A 20,309-nucleotide genomic window follows, 5' to 3' on the forward strand; every position below is an offset into this window, starting at 1 on the left:
GCAATGACAGGCATGCCGAAATGCTCGACGCGCTCGGCTCCGCGATCGTCAACGGGGAGATCCCGCCGGGTGCGGTGCTGCGTTCCGACGAACTCCAGGAGCGGTTCGGCGCGTCCCGCACGGTGGCGCGCGAGGTCGTGCGTGTCCTGGAGACGATGTGCCTGACCAGCAGCAAACGCCGGGTCGGGATGACCGTGCGCGAGCCGCGGGACTGGAACCATTACGACCCGAGACTGCTCCGCTGGCAACTCGACGGCTCCGAGCGGAAGACCGCGCTGCGCACGCTGACCGAATTGCGCTCCGGCGTCGAACCGTGCGCGGCCCGGTTCGCGGCGCTGCGGGCGACGCCGGAAGAAGGCGGCCGTCTCCGGGCCCTGGCGAAGCGGCTTGAGGAGACGGCACATCGTCGGGACCTCGTGACCTTCCTCGGGCACGACGTCGCTTTCCACGATCTGCTGCTGACCGCGTCGCGGAATCCGATGTTCGCGCAGCTTTCCGCCGTCGTCGCCGAAGTCCTCGCCGGGCGCACCGGGCACGGGCTGATGCCGGACGAACCCCAGCCCGAGGCCGTCGCGCTGCACGTCGAGGTCGCGGCAGCCGTCGACGCCGGTGATCCTGACCGGGCCGAACGCGCGATGCGGGACATCGTCATCCAGGCGCGTGACGAGATGGCCGTCCATCTGGACGGATGATCTTCGAGTAATCTCTGCAGGTCTTCGAGGGAAACTTGCATGCAGGGGGCGACGGTGAGCGCGGCGCGCGCGATCGGCTTGGTGTTGGGGGTGGCCGCGGACGGGGCGATCGGGGATCCCCGGTCACGGCGTCCGGTGACGGCGTTCGCCAGGGCGGCTTCGGCGGTGGACGCGAAGGTCCGCTCGAAGCATCCGGCGGCCGGAGTGCTGTGGACCGGCGGCCTCGCGGGCTCCGCCGTACTGGCGGGCGTGCTCGCCGAACGCGCCGGACGGCGCCGTCCCGTCCTCCAGGCGACCACGACCGCGGTGACCACCTGGGCCGTCCTCGGCGCCGCCGGACTGGCCGCGCACGGCACGTCACTGGCACGGGACCTCGAAGAAGGCGAACTCGAAACCGCGCGCGGCACACTGTCCACACTGGACCCGCGGGTCGCCGACGAACTCGGCGTCATCGGCCTTTCGCGCGCTTCGGTGGAGACACTCGCCGAAAACACTTCGGACGTCGTCATCGCCCCTCTGGTGTGGGGCGCACTGGCAGGCGTGCCTGGCCTGCTCGGTTCGCGCGTGCTCAGCCTGCTGCGCGGTCTCGGCAGGGGACGCCCCGAGCGGTACCGCTGGCTCGTCGCCCGGCTGGACGAAATCGTCCATCTCGTACCCACTCGGGTCGCGGCCGGGCTGACCGTACTCGCGGCGCCGGTCGTCGGCGGCTCGGCGGGCGGCGCGTGGCGGGCCTGGCGGCGGGACACGGCCGCGCATCCGAGCCCGAACGCGGGCCGCGTCGAGGCCGCGTTCGCCGGGGCGCTGGAGATCCGGGTCGGCGGGCGGACGGTGTACCCGCACGGGGTCGAGGAACTGCCGGTGCTCGGCATCGGCCGCAACCCGGACGCCGGGCACGTGACGCGGGCCGTGGAGCTCTCGCGGGTGGTCGGGTGGCTGGGCGCGATCAGCTCGGTGGTGCTGGCGGGTCTCGTCGGTCTTCGGCGACGACGACGCTGAGCCCGCTTCCGCGCGGCGGGAGCAAGGGACCTTTGCTATCACCTGAGGCTCTGACCTGCGGAAAAGGAGCAAGGGACCCTTGCTGTCGCGGCCGGTCGAGGAGGTGTGTGGAGATAGGGACGTTGAGTGTCCCTATCTCCACACAGTCACCGCGAGACGGCCTAGCCGCCAACCTCAGGGGAGCAGGGGACCTTTGCTATCGCTCCCGTCGCGCCAGCTGTGCCCGCACCCGCGCGTCGCCAGGGCCGCCGCGCCGCTCCAGCTCCGCGTCGATCCGTGAGCGGCCATTCGGCGTCACCCGTGGGCAGCGTCCCACGGGTGAATCAGCATGCGCGGAATGGACCTATAAAAGAGCCATTTTCGCCTCAGATCAGGTGGCCACTTCGGAGCGTTCGTCCTCGGCCAGCATCTCGGCGACACTCTTGCGCCGCTGTGGCCGTTCCGTGGTCAGCGCGCCGCCCGGCTTCAGCTCCCGGACGGTGAAGTACAGCCAGCCCATCAGCGCCATCGCCCCGAACGCGATCCACTGGAGCGCGTAGGAGAAGAACGGTCCGGCGTCGGTCTGCGGCAGCGGCAGAGCGCCGAGCACACCGGGCTGGTTCAGGTCGAGCTGGAAGTAGCCCGGCCGGATGTCCAGTTTCGCGGCCCGCGCGACGACCTGGGAATCGACGACGTAGCTCTGCAGCTTCCCGCCGGTCGTCTCGTCGGCGAAGGCGTCGCGGTTCTTCCCGTCCCGCTCGTCGTGACGTGCCCGCGTGACGATGTCGACCGTTCCGGCTGGCGGCGCGGCGAAGGGGAGGGCGCGCGACTTGTCGTCGAGCCGGACGTACCCGCGGTCCACCAGCACGACCGTGCCTTCGACAGTCCTGAAGGGCGTCAGCACCTCGAAGGCCGCTTCGCCCTGTACGGAGCGAAGACGGGCCACGACCTCGCCCTCGGGCAGGTACGTGCCCTTCATCGTGACCAGGTGCCATTCGGTGCGCTGATCAGGGACCGCTCCGCCGGGAAGCAGCTGGTCCAGCGACCTCGGCTGCCCGGAGAACGACTCCCGCAGCGCCGCGTTCTGGTGCTCGCGTTCGGTGTTGCGGGAGAACTGCCACGGCGCCAGCAGCGTGAAGCAGGTGACGGCGAAGGTGAACACCACCAACGTCAAGGCCAGCCACCCAGGCTTCAGCAGGAACTTCAACCGCACCCCACCACGGTATGCGGTCCGCCTCAGGCGTGTGCGCGCACCCAGTCGAGCAGGCCCGGAACGGCCCGTTCGATCATGCCGAGGACGTCCTCGAAACCGTCGTCCTCGCCGTAGTACGGGTCGGGGACTTCGGCGCCTTCGGGCGCTGTCGGATCGAACTCGCGCAGCAGGCGGACCTTCGCCGGGTCCGACACCTTGCGTCGGAGGAACGACAGGTGGCTGTCGTCCGCCGCGAGCAGCAGGTCGGCGGCCAGATGCCCGCGGTCGACCTCGGCCGCGACATGACCGGTCGGGTATCCGTGTTCGGCCAGCTTCGCGCGGGCCCGCTTGTCGGCGGCCTCGCCGACGTGCCAGCCGCCGGTGCCCGCGCTGGACACCTGCACGAGATGGTCGAGACCGGCTTCCTCGACCTTCGCGCGGAAGACGAGCTCGGCCATCGGGGAGCGGCAGATGTTGCCGGAACAGACGAAGACGATGTGCAGCACCCGATCAGTGTGAAGGCCGCCGGAGATCGACCGCTCACCGGCTCTGAACGGCTACCGGGCGCGCGAAGCTGGCAAGCCGGGGCGAAGCGGGAGTAGACCTCCTGCAGAGAAACACGCAGGAAGGTCGCGTATGAGCGCACCAACACCCATCGTCGAGTCCCCGGCAACCGGGCTCCGGTGGTACCGCATCACCGTCAAGCATCCGCACCCCTACGAGGTCGGGCGGATCCTTTCGGAGCACCACTTCGTCCAGGCGAGATCGCCGAAAGAGGCGATGACCAGGATGCCGTTGCACCTCCGGACGAGCGCGTCCGTTGCGCCGTACCAGGTCGTCCAGCCCGACATTCCCGATCACTCGACGAAGGCCTATCGGGCGATGCTGTGGACGGGTCGCGTCATGCGCGCTGCGGGTCGCTGGGCGGTCAACAAGGACGCGAAGGCGCTGGACTGACGCAGGGGCGATAGCAAAGGTCCCCTGCTCTCTTTCCCCAGGTCAGGGCGTCAAGCGGCAGATCAGGGGATGTCGCGAAAGCCACTTTCGGGACATCTGACGTCGCGAAAGTGGCTTTCGCGACACGCGGCGCGGGCCGGGGCGACCCAGGTGATAGCAAAGGTCCCTTGCTCTCTTTCCGCAGGTCAGCGCGCCAGGTGATACCAAAGGTCCCTTGCTCCCGCCCTGCGGTCAGGGGTGCGTGCAGGCCGACCTGACGGCTTCCCCGAGCGCCACCGAGTGCAGCCGGTCCAGCCCCCGTCGCGCGTCGACCAGCCGCACCGTGACCGCCAGCCGCACGTCGCAGGACCGCCGCGCCCGCGTGTCACGGGTCGCCGCGAGTTCGGCGAGCAGGCCCGCGTTGAGCCGGTCGATCAACGGCCGGACCTCGGTCGCCAGATCGGGCCGTCCGGGCGGCCGCGTGCCGGGGTGCTCGGTCCACCGCGCGTACAGGCCGCGCTGCACGACCTTGTTCGCCTCGATCTGGTCGCGGAAGAACCGCACGACACCGTCCGCGTCGAGACCGAGGCCGGGCGCCTTCGCCGCGACCGAGTCGAGGATCTGCCGTTCGCGCACCGGGTCGTCGATGGGCGACGGCGTGCCGAACTTCGCGGCCGCGACCTTGTCGGCGATCTGCACCCGCTGCGCCGCCAGCTCGGTCAGCTTCCAGAAACCCGAAGACGCCGAAGCCGGCGTGGGCACCGCCAGCAGTCCGGCCACGAGCAACACACCGAGCACCCGAAGTCGCATGCCAGGAAACGCTACATGCGAAAATCCCCCGGTGCCCGCGCTTGCCGAAGTCATCGCCGCCCTGGAGCAGGCGTACCCGCCCGAACTCGCCGAATCGTGGGACGCCGTCGGACTCGTCTGCGGCGACCCTGCCGAGAACGTGGACAAGGTCCTGTTCTGCGTCGACCCGGTCGACGAGACCGTCGAAGAGGCGATCGACGGCGGCGCGCAGCTGATCGTCGCGCACCATCCGCTGCTGCTGCGCGGCGTCCACGGCGTCGGGGCCGACAGCACCAAGGGCCGTCTCGTGCACCGCTTGATCCGCGCCGGTGTCGCCCTCTACTGCGCGCACACCAACGCCGATTCCGCGTCACCCGGTGTCTCCGACGCGCTCGCCGACGCCATCGGCCTGACCGTCCTCGGCCCGCTCGACCCCCGCGAGGACGGCGTCACCGGCATCGGCCGCATCGGCGAACTGCCCGCGCCCGAACCGTTCTCGGCCTTCGTCGAACGCGTCGCGAACGCCTTGCCCCGCACGGAACCAGGGGTCTACGGCGCGGGCGACCCGGCCCGCCCGATCCGCCGGGTCGCCGTCTCCGGCGGTTCTGGCGACAGCTATCTCAAGCGGGCCACCGCCGCCGGGGTCGACGCGTACGTCACCGCCGATCTCCGGCATCATCCCGCCGGCGAGCACCTCGCCGAGAACGCCGAAGTCCCCGCCCTGGTCGGGGTCACGCACTGGGCGAGCGAATGGCCGTGGTGTGAGCAAGCCTCGGCCGTCGTCCGCGCCGCGTTTACGGGTAACGTCGACGTTCACGTCTCCACGCGGTGCACCGACCCGTGGACGCTACGGGCCACCCGAACCGAGCACTAAGAACTTCAAGGAGCACCGTGAAGGCCGACCCCGCCGTCCAGCGCCAGCTGCTCGAACTCGCGAAGGTGGACGCGGAACTCTCGCGTACCGCCCACCGCCGCCGCACCCTGCCGGAGATCGCCGAGGTCGACGCGGGCGAGAAGACGGTGCGCGAACGACGGGACGCGCTGGTCTCGGTCCAGACGGCGGCGTCCGACCTCGACCGCGAGATCGCCCGCCAGGAGAAGGAGATCGAGTCGGTCCGCGCCCGTGGCGATCGCGACCGCAAGCTCCTCGAATCCGGTTCCGTCGCGGCGAAGCAGATGACCGACATCGAGCACGAGCTGAACAGCCTCAACCGGCGCCAGTCCGCGCTCGAGGACGACCTGCTCGAGCTGATGGAACGTCGCGAGGCGCTCGAACTCGACGCCCAGCGCACCAGCGCCGAGGTCGCGAAGGCCGAGGGCGAAGTCGCCGAAGCCGCCAGCCGCCGCGACGAGAACTTCACCGACCTCGACACCACGAAGGCACGCCGTGACGAGGATCGCGCCAAGCTTCTGCCGCGCTTCCCGGAAGACTTGCTGAAGCTCTACGAGCGGGTCCGGGCGCACAAGGGCATCGGCGCGGCGCTGCTGCGGGCCCGCCGCTGCGGCGCCTGCCAGCTCGACATCGACCGCCGCGAGATCGCCGAGATCAAGGCCGCTCCCGAGGACAACGTCATCCAGTGCGAGAACTGCGGCGCCATCCTGGTGCGCACGCTGGAGTCCGGCCTGTGACCGACCACGTGCTGATCGAGGCCGACGGCGGCTCGCGGGGCAACCCCGGCCCCGCCGGCTACGGCGCGGTCGTCAAGGACGCGGCCACCGGTGAGGTGCTCGCCGAGCGCAAGGCCTTCATCGGCATCGCGACCAACAACGTCGCCGAGTACGGCGGCCTGATCGCCGGACTCACCGCGGCCGCCGAACTCGGCGCGTCCACAGTGGACGTCCGGATGGACTCGAAGCTCGTGGTGGAGCAGATGTCCGGGCGCTGGAAGGTCAAGCACCCGTCGATGCAGCCGCTGAACGCCGAGGCCAAGGAGCTGGCGGCGCGCTTCTCCCGTGTGCGCTACGAGTGGATCCCGCGCGCGGAGAACTCCCACGCGGACGGACTCGCGAACGAGGCGATGGACGCCGGGGCCACGAAGAAGCCGGAACCGGCGAAGAAGATCGTGAAGCAGGACAGGGTCAGCCCCGTCGGCTGGACCGGTGCCACCGGAACGCCGACGAAACTGCTCCTCGTGCGGCACGGCCAGACGGCGATGTCGGTCGACAAGCGGTACTCCGGCCGCGGCGACGTGCCGCTCACCGAGCACGGCAAGCAGCAGGCGGCCGCCGCCGCGAAACGCCTCGGCGCGATGGAAGGCCTGGTCGTCGACGGCGAGGTCGCGCCGATCATCGCGTCGCCGCTGATCCGCACCCAGCAGACCGCGCAGGCGATCGCGGACGCGCTCGGCGGCCGGGTCGAGACTCACCCAGGGCTGATCGAGACCGACTTCGGCGACTGGGAGGGCCTCACCTTCAAAGAGGCCATGGACCGCGACCCGGACTTCCAGACCAACTGGCTTTCCGACACGTCGATCGCGGCGCCGGGCGGGGAGAGCTTCGACGGCGTCCACCGGCGGGTCCGCAAGGCCCGCGACGAACTGATCGCGCAATACGGCGGCCGGACGCTCGTGCTGGTCAGCCATGTCACGCCGATCAAGGCGCTGCTGCGGATGGGGCTGGACGCCGGGCCTTCGCTGCTGTTCCGCCTGCACCTGGATCTGGCCTCGCTGTCGATCGTCGAGTTCTACCCGGACGGCAACGCCTCGGTCCGGTTGGTGAACGACATCTCGCACCTGTCCTAGCCGGAGAATGTGGTGCGGATCACGCCTGGATATGACGTGTCGCGAGCGCGTCATGGGGTATTGGCTACAGTTTTGACGACGGGCACGTGAGCGAAAAGGCAAAGACGGGGACATGACGGCGAGCGCACTCAGCGAAGCTTCCGAAAAAGACGTGCCCGACCCGGCCGACACGCCGGGCCGTCGTGGCCTGGCCGCCCGGATCGCGCCGTACCTGGCGGTACTCGCCGGTGTCGCGGCGCTGGCCTGGCACGCCACCCTCTACGGCCATTGGATCGTCGACGACGCGGCCATCACCTTCTCCTACGCGCGCAGCTTCGCTGACGGGCTCGGCCCCGTGCTGCAGCCGGGCCAGCCGTCGGTCGAGGGCTGGTCGAACTCGACCTGGCTGGTGCTGGTGGCGCTCGGCAAACTAGTCGGCCTCTTCGACAGCGGAACACTGTTCGGCCTGCCCGACTACGTCTTGTTCCCGAAGCTGCTCGGGCTCCTGTTCACCGCCGGGACGCTGGCCGCCTGCCACGTCGCGGCGAAGCAGATCTTCGAGCGCTTCGCCTGGCTGGCGACGCTGGTCACCGGGCTGACGCTGGCCGCGATCCCGTCGTTCGTCATCTGGACGGTCTCCGGTCTGGAGAACTCCCTGTTCGGGATGGCCGTCGCCTGGCTCGCCGTACTGCTGTTCGTGGCCGTCCGCAAGGACACCGTGCTCACCGCGAAGGTCGCCGTCTGGTCCGGGGTGCTGGTCGCGTTCGCCGCGCTGACCCGCCCCGAAGGCCTGATCTACGGCGCCGCGTACCCGCTCGTCGTCCTGTTCCAGCTGCGGAAGCCGCTGCTGGGGCGGAGCGTCAAGTTCGTCGTGGTGTCGGTGGTCGCGTTCGCGATCCCGTTCGGGGCGTACCTCACCTGGCGGATCGCGGAGTTCGGCAGGCTGCTGGCGAACCCGTCCATCGCGAAGGGGCAGGGCCTGCCGGGGCTTTCGGCGCTGAAGCAGCCGTTCGAGCTGGTCGGTTACGCCGGTGTCGCCGGGACGATCCTGCTGGCGCTGACCATCGGATACGCGCTGGTCCGCGCGGACTGGCGGGGCGCGTTCGTCGCGCTCCTGACGCCCTTGGCGCTCGGCATCATCGCCTACGGCGTGATGGTCCCGGACTGGATGGGCCAGCACCGCTTCGCCACCCCGATCTGGATCCTCGCCGCGCTGGCGGGAACGCTGGCCGCCGGTGAACTGCTGCGCCGTTCGCGGGCGGTGCTGCGGGCCGTCGTGGTGCTCGTGCTGGTCGCGGCCGCGATCCCGTCCGGGATGGGCTTCGCGTCATCGTCGGAGAAGTTCCAGCAGTCCCCGACGGTGCCCGCGTGCCTCATCGCCGACCGCTTCGGCCGCGGCTTCAACACCATGGCCGACATCCTCGGCCTCCAGCAGGCATCGCTGCTGCTGCCCGACCTCGGTGGCTCGTCGATGACCAGCCGGCTGCACCTGGTCGACATGGCCGGGCTGGTCGAGGCGGACGTCGCGGACTTCCTCAAGAAGGGCGACCTTCCAGGGCTGCGCGACTACCTGTTCGACCAGGTCAAGCCGACGTTCATCCACTCGTGGGGCCCGTGGGCCGCCGGCAACGGCATCACCGTCGACCCGCGGATCGACCGCGACTACGAGCCGATCTTCGTGTATCCGGGCAGCGGGCCGCGCAACGGGGACTTCGTGCGCAAGGACGCCGTCTCCAGCCCGGAGAAGCTGAAGGCCCTCCAGGACTACGCGGCGAAGACCATGCCGGAGGTCGAGAAGGCGCGCTTCGGCAACCCGCTCAACGACTGCGGCCCGACCATGAAACCCGGCCAGACGGTCTACCTGCCCTAAACGCATTTCGAGGGGTCAGGGAGTGGAGGCGGCCACGGGCTCGGGGGTGGCGGCACCGCGCTCCAGGTCCGCCTCTTTCGCCCGGATCACCGGCAGCACGTGCTTCCCGAAGTGCTCGACGTCCTCCAGGTAGTGCAGGAACCCGAGCAGCAGCAGATTCGCCCCGCGCTTCTTGTACTCGATGGCCCGGTCCGCGATCTGCTCCGGCGTCCCGATCAGCCCGGTGCGGAAGCCGTCGTTGTACTGCACCAGATCCTTGAACTCCGAGTCGGCCCACATCCCCTTCTTGTCCGAAGTGGACCCTCCCGCCTGCTTGACGGCGTTGCGGAATCCTTCGACAGCGTCCGTGTTCGCCTTATCGACGATCTCACGCAGCACGGCCTTCGCCTCGCTTTCGGTTTCCCGTGCGATGAGGAAGCCGTTGAGTCCGAAGCGGACGGCGTGGTCGTTCTCGGCCGCGTAGCCGCGAACCTCCTCGACCTGCTCGCTGAACCCGTCGAAGTCCTTGCCGTTGCTGAAGTACCAGTCGGAGACGCGGCCCGCGAGCTTCCGCGCCGCGGTGGAGTTGCCGCCCTGGAAGATCTCCGGATGCGGCCGTCCCACCGGTTTGGGCTTGATGTCGAAATCGTGGATCCGATAGAAATCGCCGGCGAATTCGGCATGGTCGTCCGTCCAGAGTTCCTTCAGTACACGAATGAACTCTTCCGAACGACGGTACCGTTCGTCGTGCTCCAGCCACGGTTCGCCGAGGTTCGTGAATTCGTCCTTGAACCAGCCGCTGACCACGTTGACCGCCGCGCGCCCGCCGGAGATCACGTCCGCGCTGGCGATGAACTTCGCGAGCACCCCTGGATGCCACAGTCCGGGATGGATCGCCGCGATCACCTTCAGCCGCTGCGTCGCGAGCAGCAGCGCTAGGCTGAATCCGGTCGATTCGTGCTGGTAGGCGGCACCATAGCTGGCCGTGTAGCGGACCTGGCTCAGCGCGTATTCGAACCCGCTGTTCTCCGCGAGGACGGCGAGATCCCGGTTGTACTCGTATCCCCAGTCGGTGCGCTGCTCGATGTCGCTGGTGACCAGGCCGCCGCTCACATTGGGGACCCAATAGGCGAATTTGAGTGGTTCGGATTCGATTCCCGGCATGTCGCGGAGTGAACCCGCCACCCCCGGAAACCGTCAATCGCCGTCCACGCGGTGAGACCGGCCGAGCGCGGAACCCAATTCGGTGCGTCCGGTGATCCCCAGTTTCCGGTAGGCGCCGGACAAATGCAGTTCGACGGTGCGGCGGGTCAGGTGCAGCGCCTCGGCGATCTCCCGGTTCGTGAGACCTTGTGACGCCATCACCGCGACGCGGTACTCCTGTTTGGTGAGGCCGTGTTCGTTGTCCTTCGCCGTCGCCAGGCTCGTCCGCGCGGACCGCAGCGCTTCGGCCGCCCGTCCCGTGAGCGGACGCGCCCCGCAGTGCTTGCCCGCCTGCGCGGCCCGCCGCAGCGTCACGACCGCCTTCTCGCCCTGTCCATGCCGGGCCTGGAGCGAGCCGAGTTCGGTCAAGGCTTCGGCCAGCGCCAGTTTCGCGGTCGATCCGCCGAGGACGTCGACGGCCTTGGCAAGCAGGCGTTCGGCCTCCTCGCCGAGCCCGTCCTCGCGGACGAGACCGGCCGTGGTCAGCGCGCCGCCGAGGATTCTCGGCGTCCCCCACCGTTCCGCGGCGTCGAGGTCCTCCTCGGCGAGCCGGGCGGCCGCGTCGGTGCGCCCGAGCGCCAGCGCGGTGCGGGCCGCGTGCGCGCGCCAGGGGGCGAAGCCGGGGAAGCGCATGCCGTGGTGTTCGAGACGGCGGCCGCAGCCGCGGAGGTCTTCGTAGCCGAGTTCGGGTTCACCGGTGGCCGCCCGGAGCCTGCCGCGCGCGTAGAGCAGGTAGTTGTGCGTGAAAAGTGCTTGTGTGGCGCCGAAATCGATTTTGCCCAGCAGGGCGGCCGCGACTTCGTGGCGGCCGAGGTCGACCGAGATCTCGATCAGCCTTGCCGCGCACAGCACCGCGATCGGGCACCGGCTGCCCGCGCCGCGTTCGTCGAACTGCCGCACCAGGGATTCGTAATGGACACTCGCGCGCACCAGGTCGCCGCCCGCCTGCAGGGCGATCCCGCGGGCGAGAGTGGCGAGGGCGCCCTTCGGCACATGGAAGTCCCACGGCAGGCGTTCGGTGTCGAGTACCTGGCAGAGCTTGTCGGTGAGGGCGGCCTCGTCGGCGAGCACGGCCGTCGCGAGGGTGAAGAAGTAGGGCTGCTCGAACAATTCGGGCTGCTCGCCGGACAACGCCTCGCCGAAATGCCGGACGGCGTCCGCCGAAGACTTCCCGCTCCGCACCGTGTCGAGCGCGAGCAATCCCGACCGGCTCTGTCGCGCGGCGGGATCGTTCAGCGGCGCCCATTGCCGCTCGAAGTCGCGGAAGTCCGGCGGCGGCCCGAGCCTGCTGCCAGCCTCGGCGAGATAGGTCATGCACAGCAGCGGCCAGACGGCGTCGGGCCCGCCCGCGTCGAGCCGGGCGGCGAACTGGCCCGCCGAATTGATGGCCAGCCGTGCGTCCGGACCGCAACACAGTGAAAGGATCATGGCCGTCGCGGCGAAGGCCGCGGTTTCGCGGTCGTCGATATGGTCGACGGCTTCGCGCACCCTGGCGGGCGCCGAATCCGGGTCGCAGTGGAATTCCGCGTGCGCGAGCTGGAGCAGGATCGCCATGCGCTTGCGTTCGCTGAGCCGTTCCTCCAGCGCCCGCGAGAGGAACCGGACGGAGAGTTCCGGATCGCCTCGCACCACCGAATGCCGGGCGGCCAGCCGCAGCACGTCGACCGCCCAAGGGATCCTGATCGCGGTCGCTTCCAGGAGGTGGGCGCCGATCCGCTCCGGCTCGGCGCCCGCGTCGTGAAGGAGCCGTGCCGCCCGTGCCTGGGTGACTGCCCTGGTGGTGAGCGGCATGTCGGCGAGCACCGAGTTGCGGACGAACCGGTAGGTCAGCGCCGGCCGGTGGCTGTTGGTCAGCAGGTGCACGCGCACCATCGTGTCGATGGCCTCCAGCGCGGTGCTCTCGTCGACCCCCGCGAGCTGCGCCAGCAGGTCGAAACTCGCGTCCTCGCCCAGGATCGCGACGGCTTCGAGCATCTTCGGCGCGGCGGTGTACTCGTGCGCGCGGACCCGCAGCACCTCGCCGACCATCGCCGACCCCGCGGTGTCCGGATCCATCCCCGGCACCAGACGGCGGCGCAGCGCGCCCAGCAGGTACGGGTTGCCACCGGTCACCTCACGGCATCGCTCGGCGAACCGCCCGAGGGGGATGCGGAGGAACTCGGCGACGTGCCGCGTTCCCAGCCCGCGCAGCCGGATCGTCGCCGGAGTGCAGCCGGACATCTCCAGCAGGGCGACCTCGCCGCCCTGCAGATGCCCGATCAGGGAGGTGAGTACGACCATCACCGGCAGCTGCCCGACGCGATGCCGCAGGTAGGCGAGGCAGCGCATCGACCACGGGTCGGCGAGGTGGATGTTGTCGATGCCGAGGAAGACCGGCCCCTGCTCGGCGGCGTCGCGGACGGTGCGGAAGAAGACGTCGAGCGCCGCCGTCTGTTCCTGCTCGTTCCGGGGACGGCGATCCGGAAGGGAATCGGCGGCGTGCGGCCGCGGCGATCCTGGTTCGGCGGGTGTGTGGGTGAGCCCTTCGAGCAGCTGACGGCCGACGCCGCCACTCAGCTGTGTCTCCAGCCGGGACGCGGTGGCGATCGCGACGGTGAACCCCGCCGCCTTCGCGAGTTCGCCGGCGGCGCCGAGGACCGCGGACTTGCCCATGCCGAACTCTCCGACCACCACGGCACTGGTGGCGCGACCGCGCAGGGCGGCCCGGAACAGGCCGGTGATCGTGTCGAGCTCGCTCTCGCGGCCCGGTAACCCGGCGGGAAACTTCGGTACCGAAGGCCCGCCGAAGGGACTCTCGGGATTTACTTCGGTATGCACCGTAGAGACCTTCGTGTCGGCTTGCGGCAGACTACTCGAACGTAAGCGGAAGTGGGAGTAATCGCTGGTCGTCGAGGGGAGCAGGGGTCAAGATGGCCGTATCCGACGACGTCTCCCGAAACCGGCGGGACGACCGTGACGACATCAAAGCCGCGATGACGCACACCAGGAAGACCACGACGAGGTTGGCCGTGATCGACAGCCGTCCGCAGCGCCGCGCGGCGCCGGGGGACAGGTAGCGCAGATCGGCCCTCGCCAGCGCGTCCTCCACCGACGTGAATTCCGCGACCCGGCGGCCGCAGCGTGCGCAGCCCCGCAAATGCCTTTCGAAGGCGAACGCCTCGGCTTGGTCGAGCACACCGAGTACGTACGCCGCCGCGTCGGTGTGTTTCACCTTTCGCTTCATCATCGCGAACCCAGCTCTCCTAACGACCGTCGCAATGTCCTCATCGCCGCGTACAGCCGTGATTTGACCGTTCCCTCCGGGATTCCCAGTATCACCGCCGCCTCTCGGACCGTATGTCCGGTCAGATACGTCTCGTAGATGACCGCCTGATATTTGCTGTCCAGATAGCGCAGCGCTTCGGAAATGACGAGTACGGACAGTGACCGATCGGTTTGGTCCACCATTTCGGCATTTTCGGAACTGTCCAGCGCCACCTCCTGCGGGCGGGCCCGCCGGTTTCGCCACCCGTCGATCACGATGCGCCGGGCCACCGTGAGCAGCCAGCCGCGCAGCATTCCGGGTTCACGGTCCAACGTGTCGGAATGCTGCCAGGCGCGGATCAGCGTTTCCTGGACGACGTCTTCTGTCCATTGCCGATCATGGCCGGTCAGGTACATCACCTGCCCGAACAGTGTCTCCCGGAAATCCTTGTACAGCAACGAAATCAGCTCTTCGGAAAGCTCGTTCGGCTGATGCTCGCCACCGAATCGGCATTCTCTGCCCACTGCTTCCATAAAGTTTGCGACCTCCCCAGCGGTGGAGGATTTCACGGGTCCGTACACCGTAGCGCAGACTATCGCCGTGGACCATGTGCAGTAGTGCTCTATTTGCCATTAGCCGCCCGGTACGTATGCGGTCGATAAACGGTTCTAAATGTGTCGTGTGATGCACATCACACCTGTCGTTTCGGTGAAGATCGAACCGGCCACTCCGGTTCGCCGTACCCCCAGTGAGGCACTTCGAAGACGGGGACGGGTGAAATGATCTATCGACTGCTCGGAGTGGTGATCGCCTTCCTGGTGACCGGGATGGGAACGCCCGGCATCGCCTTCGCGGGAATCGACTCCCATGATCGGGAACTGCTCGTACGAGTACGTCAGGCCGGTTTGTGGGAGGGTCCGGTCAGCCGTCAGGCGGAACAGCGCGGGAGCGCGCAGCGGGTGCGGGAGGTCGGCCGCAAACTCGCCGACGACCACGACCGCCTCGACGCCCAGGTCCGCGAACTCGCGTCGAAGGTCCGCGTGGAACTTCCCGGCGAGCCCACCGAAGAACAGCGATCCTGGGTCGGCGAGATCACCGGCGCGGGCGGCGCCGACTTCGACCGCCTCTACGTCAACCGCGCCCGCGCCGCGCACGGCAGCGTCTTCGGTCTCGCTTCCCAGGTCCGGGCCGCCAGCCGCGACGACGCGATGCGCTCCTTCGCCCAGACCGCGGTCGACACCGTCATGCGGCACATGACCCTGCTCGAAAGCACCGGTATCGCCGAGACGACCTCGCTGATGGTCGTTTCCACCGGCGGCAACGAACTCGGCGGCGGCGACATCGTGTTCGGCGTGCTCATGGCGGCGGTCGCCGGGGGAGCGACCTTCGGGCTCGTGCGGGTCCTCGGGGCCCAGGGCAGGCGCTCATGACGGCGTCACTCCTGGCGGTCATCCCGGCCCCGTCGCCGCACGACAGCGGAGTCCGTGACATCGCCACGCTTTCGGCCCGGTTCGCCTACGTGACGATGTGCCTGACACTGGCGTGGGGAGTGCTGAGCGCCACCGGCTGGATCAGGCGGGTCACCGGGCACGAGGCGCTGCGCGGCGGTCACGCCGTGCTCGCGGTGTTCAGCCTCGCCACCGGTGTCGTCCACGGCCTGTCCTATCTCTTCCTCGACGACGACTCGTTCGGCGTGCTCGCACTGCTGATCCCGTTCGCCGGCGGTGGGTTCGCGCGGCACGCGGCGGGCGTCGCCGGACTGGAGCTGTTCATCGCCGTCTCGGTCACCGCGGCGCTGGGCCGGAGGATGAGCGGCCGCGGCTGGCAGCGGTTCCATCAGCTCGGCTACCTCTCGGTCGGCCTGCTGGCGATCCACTCTTGGCTCGGCGCGGCCGCGAACGGGGATCTCGCGACGGTCTGGCTCGGCGGGATCACCGTGCTCACCCCCGCCGTCGTGCTCACCGTGCTCCGGGTGCTGCCGCCGCGGACGCTGGTCCGGCTGGGGCTGCTCGACGGCGACACCGGGCGGGGCGAACCGGTCCGGATCTCCGTCGACGACAAGAAATGCCACCGCTACGCCATCTGCCAGGCCGAGGCGCCGCAGGTCTTCCAGCTGCAAGGGGACGGCCAGCTGCGCTATCTGCGGAAACCCGGCGTCAAACAGTTGCCGCTGGTCCAGGCCGCGGTCCGGGCTTGCCCGATGCGGGCCATCCAGCTGAGAGGGGCGGGACAGTGAGCGAACGGATCGTGATCGTCGGTGGCGGCCTGGCGGGGCTGCGCTGCGCGGAACGGTTGCGGGAACTGCGGTTCGACGGCGAACTGGTGATCGTCGGCAACGAGCCGGAGCTGCCGTATCACCGGCCGGCGTTGTCCAAGCAATTGCTGACCGGCACCACGAACCCGGCGGAGATGGCGCTCGCCCGGATCGACGAGATCGACGCCGAATGGCGGTTCAACACCCCGGCGACGCATCTGCAGCCCGGCCGTCAGATCGTCCATCTGCCCGGTGCGGAGGAACTGCGCTACGACGGGCTCGTCCTCGCCTGCGGTGTCGAACCGCGGCGGCTTTCCGGTATCCCGCACGGACATCCGCGGGTGGTCGTCGTCCGGACCCTCGCCGACGCCGCCGAGCTGCGCGACAACCTCGCCGCCGACCACGGGCCGGTCGCGGTGCTCGGCAGCGGGTTCATCGGCTGCGAGGTCGCCGCGAGCCTGCGCGAAACGGGGCGTGAGGTCACCGTCATCGGCCGGTCGGCGCAGCTGCTCGGCGAGGTCGTCGGCAAGCACATCGGGCAGAAACTCTCGGCGCTGCACCGGTCGCGCGGGGTGCGGCTGGCGCTGGGCGCGTCCATCGAGAACTGGCAGACCACGGCGAACGGCCTGCGGCTGCGGTCGTCCGACGGCTGGATCCTGGACGTCTCCTGTGTCGTCGTTGCCGTCGGGACCGTGCCGTCGATCTCGTGGTTGCGCGGGGCCAAGCTGCCGCTCGACGACGGCGTCGTCTGCGCGCCCACCTGCCATGTGCTGGGGATGGGCAACATCGTCGCCGCCGGAGACGTCGCGCAGTGGCCGAACCTGCGGTTCGACGAGACCCCGCGGCGGGTCGAACACTGGCTCAACGCCGTCGAGATGGGCCGGGCGGCCGCGGAGAACCTCCTCGCCGGTCCGCAGTCTTCACGGCCTTTCGCGCCGGTTCCGCGGTTCTGGTCGGAACAGCACGGCATGCGCATCCAGGCGGGCGGCATCCCGAAGCTCGGCACCGACACCGTCGCGCTCGCTTCACCCGTCGGTGGCGAACGGCCCGTCACCGGCTTCGTCCGCAAGGGGCGCCTCGTCGGCGTCGTCGGCCTCGACAGCCCGTCCGCCGTCCTGCACTGGACCACCGAGATCGCGGAGCAGAACCCCGTCCGCCACCAGGGAGAAACGGAGCCGGCCGATGCGCCGATCGCGGTTGACCATGCTCGTCGTCATCGCGGCGCTCGTCGTGGGCGCCGCGATGTGGTGGCAGGTGGATGAACCCGCGTCGCTGACGGCGAGCGCCCCGGTCACCGAAACCCTCCCCAGCCCGCGTGTCCCGCCGTCCGCCACCTCGCGGCCCAGTTCCCCGGCGGACGCTCCGCCCGGCACCCGGCTGACGGCCGTCCATATGACGCGGATGGGACAGGCCGTCCTCGACGAGACCGGCGCCGTCCTCTTCCGGTACGAACGCGACGACCCGCACAAGGCCCGCTCGGCGTGCCTCGGGGACTGCGCCGCGGTGTGGGTCCCCGTCACGACCACCGGCATGCCTTCGGTGACCGGCATCGATCCCGCGATCGTCGACACGATCAAACGTCCCGAAGGCGCCCGGCAGGTGACGTTGGCCGGTTGGCCGCTCTACAAGTTCGCCGACGCGCGTCCGGGTGAATGGACCGGTCAGGGCACCGACCACCTGTGGTTCGTCGTCCGACCCGACGGGCGGCGCAACCTGAACTGCCTGTCCGGACCCGTGCAGTAGGATTCGCCGACGGACGAGTCGGCGGGGCGGCCGCGAGCCGGGAGACCGGTTCGAGGAAAGTCCGGACTCCACAGGGCAGGGTGGTTGTTAACGGCAACCCGGGGCGACCCGCGGGACAGTGCCACAGAAAACAGACCGCCTCCGTTCGCGGAGGTAAGGGTGAAACGGTGGTGTAAGAGACCACCAGCGTCCTGGGTGACCAGGACGGCTAGGTAAACCCCACCCGGAGCAAGGTCAAGAGGGAGCCGCGAGGCTCCTGCGCAGGCGATCGAGGGCTGCCCGCCCGAGCCTGCGGGTAGGCCGCTCGAGCCCGTCGGCGACGGCGGGCCTAGATGGATGGCCGCCACTCGCTCAGCCGCAAGGCGAGGCGAGGACAGGATCCGGCTTACACGCCGGCTCGTCCGTACTCCTTTTAGTAGGGAAGTCCGTGAAGGCCTCCTTACCTACCTTGAGGGTAGGGAAGGGGGCCTTCACGGACTTCGGCTTCGGTGAGGGGCAAGTGCCGTTGGAACGAGACCTGCCGTTCATGGCCGCCCCGACCCGCTCCCACCTGCGCCGGGCCTCCGAAGGCGATAGCAAAGGTCCCTTGCTCCCCTCGCCGCCCTTTCGGACGCTGCCCCTCTGACTACTTGCCGGTAGGGTGCCCCCATGGGCGAAGCGAGTCGGGTCACGGGACGGTTCCGCGGAACGTTCGATGTACTGCATTCCCTTACCTACTTCGCCCCCGAGACGGAAGCCGCGCTCACCGGCGTGGGTCTCCGGCCGGGGCGCATGACCTACTTCGCGGGCCGCGCGGCGCCCATGGGCGCGGTGGGTCCCGGCGTGGTCGCGGCCACCTTCTACAACTTCAACCCTGAACTGGTCGCCCGTTACATCCCGCGAGCGTGGACGCTGGCCGACCCGGAAAAGATCATCGAGGCCCGGTTCGAAGCCGCCGACGCGACGCTGACCAGGCTGCTCGGCAAGGACACCCTCGGCTCCGAAGAGGTCGCCGAGGCGGCCGAACTCGCCCGCGAGGCGACCGGCGGCTGCCAGGTCGACGGCCGCCCGCTCTACGCCGGGCACGCCGACCTCGGCTGGCCGAGCGAGCCGCATCTCATTCTGTGGCACGCCATCACCCTGTTGCGTGAGCACCGCGGCGACGGCCACATCGCCGCGCTCGTCCTCAACGGCCTCGACGGGCTCTCCGCCCTCGTCACCCACAGCGCGACCGGCAAGGGCTTCCTCGTCGATGCGGCCAAGGCGTCCCGCGGCTGGAGTGACGAGCAGTGGGACGGCGCGGTCGCCCGGCTCCGTGACAAGGGCATCCTCGACGCCGAGGGCGGCCTGACCGAGGCGGGGAACGATCTTCGCGAGCGGATCGAAGCCGCCACGAACGCGGCGTCGACCGGGCCTTGGGAGCACCTCGGCGAGGAGAAGACGAAACGGCTTCACGAGCTCTGCGGGCCTTTGAGCCGCCAGGCCGTCGAAGCGGGCGCTTTTCCCGCGAATGTGTTCGCTACCGGCCGATAATCACGCTATGTAGTGAAAATGACCGTCCCGATTTCGCGTTGGGTAACGGAAGTATGACTTTCGCTTGATCGTCACCCATGATTTTTGTCGAAAGCGTGCTCACCCAGCGGACTCGCGAGAAGCCACCGAACGAGTCATGTCACACTGGTCGCGGCCGGATTTTGCTCGGTCGATCCGTACTCACAGTGAGCAAGAGGCCTCGCGGGGCCGTGATTTCGACTGCGCACTGCGAAATACGGGTGGCCGGGGTTAATCCAGACGACCCTTGCAACGATGATGGAGACCGAGGATGGTCGTGGTGCTGTGCCTCGCTCTGTCACCGGTAGATAAATCGATATCTACAGAGCGCGCTTTGACCACTACGCCTCGTGACGCCATGATGTTCGAAGCACAACCGAGCCAGAACCGCGCGAACCCCCCTCTCCGCGCACCGGGAGTAATGCGATGATGACCTTGACCACCCTCGACACGCTGGCCGCCGGCGAGCTCGGCACCGGCAACGTCCGCACCTGGCTGATCGACAACATCATCCCCCTGGTGCTGCTGGCCGTCGCACTTCTCCTGTTGTGGCTCGGCGGTGGCAAGGGGGACAACGCTGGTGTCATGCGCCGTCTCGCCGGTGTCGTGATCGCGCTGGCGATCATCGGCCTCGCGGTGAGTGGTGCCGGAGTCAACGTGGGCCAGTGGATCGCCGGCCTCTTCACAGGCTGAGGGCTCGCGTTGCGTATCCGCACCGATGACGAGGTCTACCGGGTCGATGCCGTGTGGCTCGGCCCGCCGAAAGCGACTTTTCCCTGGAGAGCCCGCTACGTCGCGTGGCTCGTCGGTATCCCGGTCTTCCTGCTCGTGCTCACCACCGAACGGTGGGCAGGGTGGAGCTTCGGGTTCTTCTCGACCGCCTGGGCCTTCGTCGCCACAATTGTGATCACCAGATTGATCACGGCCAAGATCAGCCACGAGCGCCCGCTGGGCGCCGTGGCCGCGATGGCGGCGAAAGAGCTCAACTCACCAAGAGAACGGACCACGGGCACGGGTGGCGCGGCGAGCGCGTCCCGCATCCGGGTACGGGCGAACCGCCCGCTACCGAAGCACCGCAGGAGACGGCAGTACCAGCACCACGGCTACGGCGGCGGCGCCGGAGCTCAGGGAACACCACGAGCGCGTCGGAGCCGCCCTGCGGCTCAGGCCGGGAGGTAGTCG

The 20,309-nt window shown here is 69.1% G+C and carries 21 protein-coding genes and 1 other RNA gene; 15 read left to right on the forward strand and 7 right to left on the reverse strand.

Features of this window, described 5'->3' with window-relative positions; translation table 11 throughout:
• Positions 1-20: 20 nt before the first annotated feature.
• Together AMYAL_RS0123800 and AMYAL_RS0123805 are read left to right on the forward strand one after the other, a co-directional pair.
• The gene (locus AMYAL_RS0123800; protein ID WP_020633769.1) at positions 21-692 is read left to right on the forward strand and encodes a FadR/GntR family transcriptional regulator; all 672 of its coding nucleotides are present in this window, start codon (positions 21-23) and stop codon (positions 690-692) included.
• A 39-nt stretch (positions 693-731) separates the two neighbouring features.
• Positions 732-1,688, forward strand: a complete 957-nt coding sequence (locus tag AMYAL_RS0123805) for a cobalamin biosynthesis protein CobD/CbiB (RefSeq protein ID WP_020633770.1) — start codon at positions 732-734, stop codon at positions 1,686-1,688.
• Between the two features lie 370 nt (positions 1,689-2,058).
• Here the strand turns inward: AMYAL_RS0123805 and AMYAL_RS0123810 are convergent, their stop codons facing one another.
• Positions 2,059-2,880 (reverse strand): SURF1 family cytochrome oxidase biogenesis protein, encoded by an 822-nt coding sequence (locus tag AMYAL_RS0123810; RefSeq protein ID WP_020633771.1) that lies wholly within the window; start codon positions 2,878-2,880, stop codon positions 2,059-2,061.
• 23 nt (positions 2,881-2,903) lie between these two features.
• Positions 2,904-3,365, reverse strand: a complete 462-nt coding sequence (locus AMYAL_RS0123815) for a low molecular weight protein-tyrosine-phosphatase (RefSeq protein WP_020633772.1) — start codon at positions 3,363-3,365, stop codon at positions 2,904-2,906.
• 130 nt (positions 3,366-3,495) lie between these two features.
• Between AMYAL_RS0123815 and AMYAL_RS0123820 the strand changes: the two genes are divergently transcribed.
• A complete protein-coding gene (locus AMYAL_RS0123820; RefSeq protein WP_020633773.1) occupies positions 3,496-3,816 on the forward strand; it encodes a hypothetical protein in 321 nt (106 codons plus the stop codon).
• A 231-nt stretch (positions 3,817-4,047) separates the two neighbouring features.
• Here AMYAL_RS0123820 and AMYAL_RS0123825 read toward each other — a convergent pair whose 3' ends face one another.
• On the reverse strand, positions 4,048-4,605 hold the full coding sequence (locus AMYAL_RS0123825; RefSeq protein WP_020633774.1) for a chorismate mutase: 558 nt from the start codon (positions 4,603-4,605) through the stop codon (positions 4,048-4,050).
• A 31-nt stretch (positions 4,606-4,636) separates the two neighbouring features.
• On the opposite strand from AMYAL_RS0123825, the gene AMYAL_RS0123830 reads away from it, so the two are divergent.
• The 4 genes from AMYAL_RS0123830 (at position 4,637) to AMYAL_RS0123845 (ending at position 9,174) form a co-directional block, all read left to right on the forward strand.
• Positions 4,637-5,458, forward strand: a complete 822-nt coding sequence (locus tag AMYAL_RS0123830; RefSeq protein ID WP_020633775.1) for a Nif3-like dinuclear metal center hexameric protein — start codon at positions 4,637-4,639, stop codon at positions 5,456-5,458.
• Positions 5,459-5,475: 17 nt separating this feature from the next.
• Positions 5,476-6,213 carry a zinc ribbon domain-containing protein gene (locus AMYAL_RS0123835; protein WP_020633776.1) on the forward strand — a complete coding sequence of 246 codons (738 nt, stop codon included), beginning with the start codon at positions 5,476-5,478 and terminating at the stop codon, positions 6,211-6,213.
• Positions 6,210-7,325, forward strand: a complete 1,116-nt coding sequence (locus AMYAL_RS0123840; protein ID WP_020633777.1) for a bifunctional RNase H/acid phosphatase — start codon at positions 6,210-6,212, stop codon at positions 7,323-7,325. The genes AMYAL_RS0123835 and AMYAL_RS0123840 overlap by 4 nt, the downstream gene beginning before the upstream one ends.
• 112 nt (positions 7,326-7,437) lie before the next feature.
• On the forward strand, positions 7,438-9,174 hold the full coding sequence (locus tag AMYAL_RS0123845; protein ID WP_020633778.1) for a hypothetical protein: 1,737 nt from the start codon (positions 7,438-7,440) through the stop codon (positions 9,172-9,174).
• A gap of 15 nt (positions 9,175-9,189) precedes the next feature.
• Here AMYAL_RS0123845 and sfnG read toward each other — a convergent pair whose 3' ends face one another.
• Genes sfnG through AMYAL_RS0123865 form a run of 4 tightly spaced genes read right to left on the reverse strand, consistent with a single transcriptional unit; the run spans position 9,190 to position 14,133 of the window.
• The gene (gene sfnG / locus AMYAL_RS0123850; RefSeq protein WP_039795692.1) at positions 9,190-10,317 is read right to left on the reverse strand and encodes a dimethylsulfone monooxygenase SfnG; all 1,128 of its coding nucleotides are present in this window, start codon (positions 10,315-10,317) and stop codon (positions 9,190-9,192) included.
• A gap of 33 nt (positions 10,318-10,350) precedes the next feature.
• Positions 10,351-13,173: an AAA family ATPase gene (locus tag AMYAL_RS0123855; RefSeq protein WP_020633780.1), complete on the reverse strand. Its 2,823-nt coding sequence runs from the start codon at positions 13,171-13,173 to the stop codon at positions 10,351-10,353.
• Between the two features lie 31 nt (positions 13,174-13,204).
• Positions 13,205-13,567, reverse strand: coding sequence for a zf-HC2 domain-containing protein (locus tag AMYAL_RS0123860; protein WP_245193003.1), 363 nt, complete (start codon positions 13,565-13,567; stop codon positions 13,205-13,207).
• A gap of 11 nt (positions 13,568-13,578) precedes the next feature.
• A complete protein-coding gene (locus tag AMYAL_RS0123865; protein WP_020633782.1) occupies positions 13,579-14,133 on the reverse strand; it encodes a sigma-70 family RNA polymerase sigma factor in 555 nt (184 codons plus the stop codon).
• A 246-nt stretch (positions 14,134-14,379) separates the two neighbouring features.
• On the opposite strand from AMYAL_RS0123865, the gene AMYAL_RS0123870 reads away from it, so the two are divergent.
• The 8 genes from AMYAL_RS0123870 (at position 14,380) to AMYAL_RS48525 (ending at position 20,306) form a co-directional block, all read left to right on the forward strand.
• Complete coding sequence (locus AMYAL_RS0123870; protein WP_020633783.1) at positions 14,380-15,030, forward strand: DUF4142 domain-containing protein; 651 nt, start codon at positions 14,380-14,382, stop codon at positions 15,028-15,030.
• Positions 15,027-15,836, forward strand: coding sequence for a 4Fe-4S domain-containing protein (locus AMYAL_RS0123875; RefSeq protein WP_020633784.1), 810 nt, complete (start codon positions 15,027-15,029; stop codon positions 15,834-15,836). Before AMYAL_RS0123870 ends, AMYAL_RS0123875 begins: the two co-directional genes overlap by 4 nt.
• Entirely contained in the window at positions 15,833-17,116 is a 1,284-nt protein-coding gene (locus tag AMYAL_RS0123880) for an NAD(P)/FAD-dependent oxidoreductase (RefSeq protein ID WP_020633785.1), read from the forward strand. The genes AMYAL_RS0123875 and AMYAL_RS0123880 overlap by 4 nt, the downstream gene beginning before the upstream one ends.
• Entirely contained in the window at positions 17,037-17,597 is a 561-nt protein-coding gene (locus AMYAL_RS0123885) for a hypothetical protein (protein WP_245193005.1), read from the forward strand. The genes AMYAL_RS0123880 and AMYAL_RS0123885 overlap by 80 nt, the downstream gene beginning before the upstream one ends.
• Positions 17,598-17,611: 14 nt before the next feature.
• Positions 17,612-18,001, forward strand: an RNA gene (gene rnpB, locus AMYAL_RS48180) — RNase P RNA component class A.
• A 244-nt stretch (positions 18,002-18,245) separates the two neighbouring features.
• A complete protein-coding gene (locus AMYAL_RS0123890; protein WP_020633787.1) occupies positions 18,246-19,109 on the forward strand; it encodes an SCO6745 family protein in 864 nt (287 codons plus the stop codon).
• A gap of 444 nt (positions 19,110-19,553) precedes the next feature.
• Complete coding sequence (locus AMYAL_RS0123895) at positions 19,554-19,820, forward strand: hypothetical protein (RefSeq protein ID WP_005166545.1); 267 nt, start codon at positions 19,554-19,556, stop codon at positions 19,818-19,820.
• 9 nt (positions 19,821-19,829) lie between these two features.
• Positions 19,830-20,306: a hypothetical protein gene (locus tag AMYAL_RS48525; protein ID WP_084702145.1), complete on the forward strand. Its 477-nt coding sequence runs from the start codon at positions 19,830-19,832 to the stop codon at positions 20,304-20,306.
• The last annotated feature ends 3 nt before the right edge of the window (positions 20,307-20,309 follow it).

Origin of the sequence: Amycolatopsis alba DSM 44262 (genome assembly GCF_000384215.1) — a bacterium.
Classification (GTDB): domain Bacteria; phylum Actinomycetota; class Actinomycetes; order Mycobacteriales; family Pseudonocardiaceae; genus Amycolatopsis; species Amycolatopsis alba.

Bases quoted from the DNA above. Each gene is read 5' to 3' on its own strand.
- AMYAL_RS0123865 (WP_020633782.1), bottom strand. From the start codon at position 14,133: ATGGAAGCAGTGGGCAGAGAATGCCGATTCGGTGGCGAGCATCAGCCG.
- AMYAL_RS0123800 (WP_020633769.1), top strand. From the start codon at position 21: ATGCTCGACGCGCTCGGCTCCGCGATCGTCAACGGGGAGATCCCGCCG.
- AMYAL_RS0123825 (WP_020633774.1), bottom strand. From the start codon at position 4,605: ATGCGACTTCGGGTGCTCGGTGTGTTGCTCGTGGCCGGACTGCTGGCG.
- AMYAL_RS0123820 (WP_020633773.1), top strand. From the start codon at position 3,496: ATGAGCGCACCAACACCCATCGTCGAGTCCCCGGCAACCGGGCTCCGG.
- AMYAL_RS0123875 (WP_020633784.1), top strand. From the start codon at position 15,027: ATGACGGCGTCACTCCTGGCGGTCATCCCGGCCCCGTCGCCGCACGAC.
- AMYAL_RS0123805 (WP_020633770.1), top strand. From the start codon at position 732: ATGCAGGGGGCGACGGTGAGCGCGGCGCGCGCGATCGGCTTGGTGTTG.
- sfnG (WP_039795692.1), bottom strand. From the start codon at position 10,317: ATGCCGGGAATCGAATCCGAACCACTCAAATTCGCCTATTGGGTCCCC.
- AMYAL_RS0123870 (WP_020633783.1), top strand. From the start codon at position 14,380: ATGATCTATCGACTGCTCGGAGTGGTGATCGCCTTCCTGGTGACCGGG.
- AMYAL_RS0123845 (WP_020633778.1), top strand. From the start codon at position 7,438: ATGACGGCGAGCGCACTCAGCGAAGCTTCCGAAAAAGACGTGCCCGAC.
- AMYAL_RS0123890 (WP_020633787.1), top strand. From the start codon at position 18,246: ATGGGCGAAGCGAGTCGGGTCACGGGACGGTTCCGCGGAACGTTCGAT.
- AMYAL_RS0123895 (WP_005166545.1), top strand. From the start codon at position 19,554: ATGATGACCTTGACCACCCTCGACACGCTGGCCGCCGGCGAGCTCGGC.
- AMYAL_RS0123885 (WP_245193005.1), top strand. From the start codon at position 17,037: ATGCGCCGATCGCGGTTGACCATGCTCGTCGTCATCGCGGCGCTCGTC.